This window comes from Marinilactibacillus piezotolerans (assembly GCF_900114235.1).
GTDB classification, from domain to species: Bacteria; Bacillota; Bacilli; order Lactobacillales; family Carnobacteriaceae_A; genus Marinilactibacillus; species Marinilactibacillus piezotolerans.
Window position 1 is genome coordinate 1 of the sequence record NZ_FOSJ01000080.1, and the last position, 6,128, is coordinate 6,128.

Annotated in this window: 6 protein-coding genes; 3 read left to right on the forward strand and 3 right to left on the reverse strand. The window is 41.6% G+C overall.

The window, feature by feature from the left end:
* Window positions 1-141: 141 nt before the first annotated feature.
* Window positions 142-537, forward strand: a complete 396-nt coding sequence (locus BM212_RS11715) for a MerR family transcriptional regulator (protein ID WP_281244408.1) — start codon at window positions 142-144, stop codon at window positions 535-537.
* Window positions 530-799, forward strand: coding sequence for a glutaredoxin (locus BM212_RS11720; protein ID WP_091898710.1), 270 nt, complete (start codon window positions 530-532; stop codon window positions 797-799). The genes BM212_RS11715 and BM212_RS11720 overlap by 8 nt, the downstream gene beginning before the upstream one ends.
* A gap of 216 nt (window positions 800-1,015) precedes the next feature.
* Here BM212_RS11720 and BM212_RS11725 read toward each other — a convergent pair whose 3' ends face one another.
* From BM212_RS11725 to BM212_RS11735, 3 genes are all read right to left on the reverse strand, one after another.
* A complete protein-coding gene (locus tag BM212_RS11725; protein WP_091898716.1) occupies window positions 1,016-1,852 on the reverse strand; it encodes a ZIP family metal transporter in 837 nt (278 codons plus the stop codon).
* 280 nt (window positions 1,853-2,132) lie between these two features.
* Window positions 2,133-2,789 (reverse strand): class I SAM-dependent methyltransferase, encoded by a 657-nt coding sequence (locus tag BM212_RS11730; protein WP_218149724.1) that lies wholly within the window; start codon window positions 2,787-2,789, stop codon window positions 2,133-2,135.
* 92 nt (window positions 2,790-2,881) lie between these two features.
* Complete coding sequence (locus tag BM212_RS11735) at window positions 2,882-4,255, reverse strand: alpha-amylase family glycosyl hydrolase (protein ID WP_091898712.1); 1,374 nt, start codon at window positions 4,253-4,255, stop codon at window positions 2,882-2,884.
* Between the two features lie 350 nt (window positions 4,256-4,605).
* On the opposite strand from BM212_RS11735, the gene BM212_RS11740 reads away from it, so the two are divergent.
* Window positions 4,606-6,021: a multicopper oxidase family protein gene (locus BM212_RS11740; RefSeq protein WP_245750975.1), complete on the forward strand. Its 1,416-nt coding sequence runs from the start codon at window positions 4,606-4,608 to the stop codon at window positions 6,019-6,021.
* The last annotated feature ends 107 nt before the right edge of the window (window positions 6,022-6,128 follow it).

A 6,128-nucleotide genomic window follows, 5' to 3' on the forward strand; every position in this document is an offset into this window, starting at 1 on the left:
AGTAAATCGTCTATTCACATGTTAAAATAGAGACATATGAGAGTATAAAAAATTAACTGATTGGTCTTGACCTTATACCTAGGTACAGGGTGTATAAATGAAGAAGAGGGTGAGAGAGTGAATGGCTAAAAAATAAGCGAGATTGCCGAAAAGTCTCATGTCAATATTGAAACAGTGCGGTATTATGAAAAACGTCAGCTTATTCCTGAGCCTCCAAGAACCGAGGCGGGTTACCGAGTTTTTTCTTTGGAAGATGTAGATCGCATCAAATTTATTAAACGCTCACAAGAGCTTGGTTTTACGCTCAATGAAATAAAGAAACTCATTTCTATCACGGACAATGAAACTCAATTTGATTCTGAAGAAGTCTTTCAGTTTGCTACCCAAAAAATTAATGAGATTGAAGCACAGATAAAAGACTTAGAAAAAATAAAAGTAGTTTTACAAGATTTATCCGCTCAATGCGCTGGAACAGGTAGTTCTCAATGTGGGTGTCCAATCATTAAGAGTTTAACAGGAGGAGATAATAATGGCTAAAAGAATAGTCGAAGTTTTCACTGCAGGTTGCTATCTATGTAACAATGCGGTTCAACAAGTAAAAGAGCAAGCATGCCAGAATTGTGAAGTCGTAGTATATGATTTGAACAAAAAGTGTGAAACAAAAGAATGCGAAACGAAAGCAAAGGAATACGGAATAGAAACTATTCCAGCAGTTGCAGTGAACGGCCAGTTGGCCAACTGTTGTAGCAACAGAGGGATTGACTTCGAGGTTTTGAAGAACGCAGGACTAGGAAAATAGATATTCTATATGACTGAATGATCTTTACTGCATGGAATTCCACCCCATTTGGGGAGCAAATTATAACAATGGTATCTCGTTCGCAGCTGGTATGATGGCGGATAGTAAAATTAAAAGCAAGGTTGAGCGAATTCGCTCAACCTTGCTTTTAATTTTAAAAATAGAGAATCAATTATTTTGGTTAGGAATTAATTCAAAGATAACCCTTTTAGGCTCCTATCCAAGCGCAACATCCAGCAACATCATAACAGTGAAGCCAACCATTAACCATATGGCGGCTAAGTCCTTGTTTCCATTCTCACGGGAACCTGGTATAACTTCTTCTACAGTTACAAAAATCATCGCACCGGCAGCAAATGCCAAAGCATACGGCAATAAAGGTTCAATTATTGAAACAAGCCACAAACCTACCAGACCCGAAATTGGTTCAACCAACCCTGACAGTTGGCCGTACCAAAATGCTTTTCCACGCGACATTCCTTCCCGCCTAAGCGGCATTGATACCGATGTTCCTTCCGGGAAGTTTTGTAAGCCCATCCCTATCGCCAAGGTTACAGCGCCGACTAATTGGGATAGGCTTCCCGTTTGAGCGTACGACCCAAACGCAACGCCTACAGCGAAACCTTCCGGAATGTTGTGCAGTGTAATTGCCAAAACCAACAATGTGCTACGTCGGAAATGGTCCGGATTAATCCCTTCTGCGCCTCTTTTTCCGGTTAAGGATCCCGTTTGGTCTTCCTCAGGGTGCAAATGAGGCAACACTTTGTCGACACTCCAAAGGAAAATGCCTCCCAGCATAAATCCAACAACGGCTGGGAGCCAATCTGGAACCGGTCCGTCTTCCGCCATTTCAATCGCCGGGGATAACAGGGACCAAAAACTGGCCGCAATCATAACACCACCTGCAAATGCAAGCATGGCGTCCATCACTTTTAGGTTAACCCGTTTGGCAGTGAATACTAATGCCGCCCCTAATGCCGTCATTCCCCAGGTGAACAACGTAGCCAGTAATGTCTGGATTGTCGGCGTTTGTTGGACGAACCATTCCCACACCACGATTCCCTTCTTTCTGTCTGTTTTCTTATCTACAGTTTGCAATATGACCTGCCGATTCCTTTTTCACAATGAAGAATTTGAGAGACATTCTTTAAGGGTGTAATCGGTAACAACCTCTTTTTGGCAACGGGGGCAATCGCGAGACTTAAATCATCAGCGTCAGATTGATTATACCCCTTTGAAAGGGATGGGTCGTAAAATCTTAAAAATAACCGCCTATCCCCTTTCCGTTTAATCCGTTTTCTCCAGCATTTAAAGACATCTACTAAAAAGATTGTTAGTAAGGTTTATTAGCAGAGTACATATGAACAGTCCCCACTATTGTATTAAACTGATTTGTTTCATGGATATCTTCAAAACCCTCTTCTCGAAGCGCTTCCAAAAGAATGCCCGTGACATGATTCCTTGTCGTTTCAAATCCATCCAACACTTGGACAGGATAGAAGGCCAATCGCATCCAGAAACTTTGGGGCTTATCGAAGTCAAGGATATGCAAGCTTCCGCCTGGCGCCAACACCCGAAAGGCTTCTTGCAGCGTTTTATGTTTCATTTCCAACGTTAAGTGGTGAAAGAGTAGACTGGAAAAAACATGGTCGAATACAGCAGCATCGAAAGGCAAGTGGGAGGACAGTCCCTGATGGAAAGAGATATCTATATTACTATTCTGTGCCTTTTTTTGAGCCAATTTCAATACTTCAGGATCTGCATCCAACCCCATAACGGTTGCTCTCGGTTGTGTGTCTTTCAGCATCAAAGCCAGTGTCCCGGTTCCACAGCCTACATCTAAAACCCGTTGCTCAGGAAGGAGCTCTGCTTGCGCGATAAAACGGTTCTTGAATGTCTCTTCCTGCGCCCATTTCATGAGCGGATCATAGAGGACAGTTAGACAGCGGAAGCGAAGTGCAGGGACCAACTTACTGGATTTTCGAGTCAATCTCTTCTTCCTCTCTAACTTTTAAATGCTTATCCATATATATATAAATTTTATGGGGTTGTCAAGAAGCTGAACTTCTTTTACTACGGTGGCTATACGCCTGTCTGTTCCCTTGCTGACAGACTAACTTGCTCCTTGTAGGGAGAGTAGACCAACTCCGATCGTTTCGGAGGTGCTTTGGCTTTGAAAATAAGCGGCATACCCTGAAGACTCACTCTCCCCTCCTCAACAAATATATCCTCGTTGTTGAGGAGATTCCTGTACGTTCCATCTGGAATATCCACTAACATACTGACTTCAGCACCTCGTAAGCAAAAAATGCCAACCCATCTGTCTTCTCCCTTCTGGTAATATCCGTATAAACTAGCACAATCTTTGTCACCCGTTAAATGATAATGTTCTGAAGAAAATGTAGGCTCTACTTTTAACTGTTCAAGTTTTTTGAACAACCAAGTTAAATCAATTCCCTCTTTTTTCTCCCATACTAAAGGGTCTTTGTTAAAAAGGCTTGTCGTATGGAGAATACCTTTTTCTTGTCCTGCTTGTATGAGTGTCATTCCCTTTTCGAAATAGAGGAATGCTGTCCAATTTAATAATGCTCTTTCACTCTTCACCAGTGTTTGGACTCGCTTTTGATCATGGTTTTCTAAAAAACGAAGCTTTATATAATTTTCTGGATACTGGACCTCTTGTCGCTGCTTAATCATTAGGAAAGACTCAAAAGAGACAATTCCGTTTAGATAGCCTTCCATCAAAGAACGGCTATCATAATCATAGGTGGCATCAAAAGCAGCATAGACTTCACTATCAGAAGCAGCATAAAAACCTTCATCCCGTAATTCAAAAATATAGTCAGGATACATGGTTTCTGCAACCCAAATACATGTTGGATTAACTTCTTCGACCTCTTTACGGGCCAATAACCAAAAATCGATTGGAATCATGCTAGCACAGTCACAACGAAATCCATCCACTATAGTTGCCCAATATTTGAGAGTTTCAATCTGATAATTCCATAAATGAACATTATTGTAGTCCAAATCTATGACATCTGTCCATTCTACAAATCGGTGGCTAGGACTTCCAGTCCTGTCTTGATAAAACCATTCCGGATGTTCTTTGGCCAATAAGGAATCAGGAGAGGTGTGATTATAGACCACATCCATTATAATTCCCATACCTCGTTTATGAATTTCTTCAACCAAGTGTCGAAAATCTTCTTCGGTCCCCAAAGTGGGGTCAATGAATCGGTAATCTTTAATGGCATATGGGCTGCCCAGGTTGCCTTTCCGGTTTACTTCCCCAATAGGATGGATGGGCAGTAACCAAACATAATCAGTTCCCAACTCTTGAATACGATCCAAGTCATCCTCAATCGCCCTCAATGTTCCCTCCTTAGTATGGTTACGAACAAAAACACTATATAATACCTTATTACGTAAATGGATATCTGTATCTCTGGCCATTTTCTCTCCACCTTCTCTTATGCTAATTACCCGCTAATCTCCCTTTTATACTCCATCGATCTATACTGCCAAGATAACGCATCATTGTGTAGAGAGTATGGAGAAAGCAAAAAAATTATCCTAGTATTTGAAGCGTTCAATTCGTATATCTGAGGAGGTCGGCCTTCTGTTTATTTTAAAAATAAGGCTCCTCTCCTTATCCATAAAACCTACACAATTAAATGGTAAGCTATATCAGATAATAAAAACAAGGAGGAAGCACTATGAAAAAGCGGGTTATATCTATTTTTTTGGTAATTTTCTTACTCTTACTTGCCGTTGTATCTTTCCTCTTATTCCAACAAATGTCCATGCTGTCAACAAATACTCTTTCTAACCAAGAAAATGGAACTCCTCAGATGGGAATGACTAACAACATGGGTATGGATGGAGAAGTGACTACCGAGTTGGGTCCTTCTAACCAAGAGTCTAAGGAACTAGTGTTGCCTCCTGTCCTAGAAGGCACCCCTTCTTCAGATGGTGGCATCTCCTATACAATTACTGCTCAAGAAGGCAACACCCAACTGAAAGAAGGCAATCCAACCCAAACATACGGCTACAACGACTCTTTCCTTGGTCCAGTCATTCGTATACGCAAAGATCAAAGAGTGACTATCAGAACGGAAAACAAGTTGAATACTGCTACTTCTTTCCATTGGCATGGGTTGAAAGTTCCTTCCAATGTAGATGGAGGTCCGCATACTCCTATTGAATCTGGCAAGACTGCCGAATTAGAATTTACAGTAAAGCAAGAAGCAGCTACTTTGTGGTTCCACCCCCATCCTACAGGGAATGCCGGTCAGCAAGTTTATCAGGGACTGGCAGGTCTTATCTATATCGAAGACGAGAATTACGATAATTTAGCTATCCCTAAGGAATACGGAATCAATGATTTTCCACTTATTGTCCAAGATCGTATCTTCGAGACGGATAACCAGTTCAACTATTCCACAGCTTATAGCCCTGACGGAACATTTGGGGATACACTGGTCGTGAATGGCACCCTTAACCCTTATATAGACGTTAAGAATGAGAAAGTTCGGCTGCGACTCCTCAATGGCTCCAATGCCCGTAACTACCAATTTCGTTTATCGAACGGCAACTCCTTCTATCAGATTACTTCGGATGGCGGATTTCTGAATGAACCTATTCCGATGGAAAGTTTGCAGCTTGTTCCAGGGGAACGTGCTGAAATTATTGTCGATCTCAGCAGCTACTCTATTGGAGAGAGTATACAGCTAATGGAAGAAACTGTTTCCGTCCTGACTCTTAATGTGACCGAGGAAACAACAGAAGATATTCCTCCTTTGCCAAATACTTTGAATAGCATCTCTAGCGGAGAAGAGAAAGAAACACCAGATAAAGAGATCACATTCAGTGGTATGGGGAACATGGTGGCGATTGACGGTAAACAGTTTGATATGGACCGAATGGATTTGCGAGCAAAGGTCGGAACAAAAGAGGTTTGGAAAATTGACAATGCTCCCGACATGATGGGAGGCATGATTCATCCCTTCCATCTTCATGGTGTCCAGTTCAAAGTGCTAAACAGGAACGGAGAAACGCCTCCTGAAAATGAAAAAGGCTGGAAAGACACCATTGCTCTTTATCCTGAAGAGAGCGTTGAGATCGAAGTTGAATTTCCAGAAAAGGGAATATTCATGTACCACTGTCATATCTTGGAGCACGAAGACAATGGAATGATGGGACAAGTTTTGGTAGAATAAGATTTAGAGTGCACAGGTAACTCCCAATAATCTATGAAAAATTATGTTTCCCAAATTTCTCGTTGCTCGTATGATGATTTCTGTCGATGAAGGTAATATAATCCAAT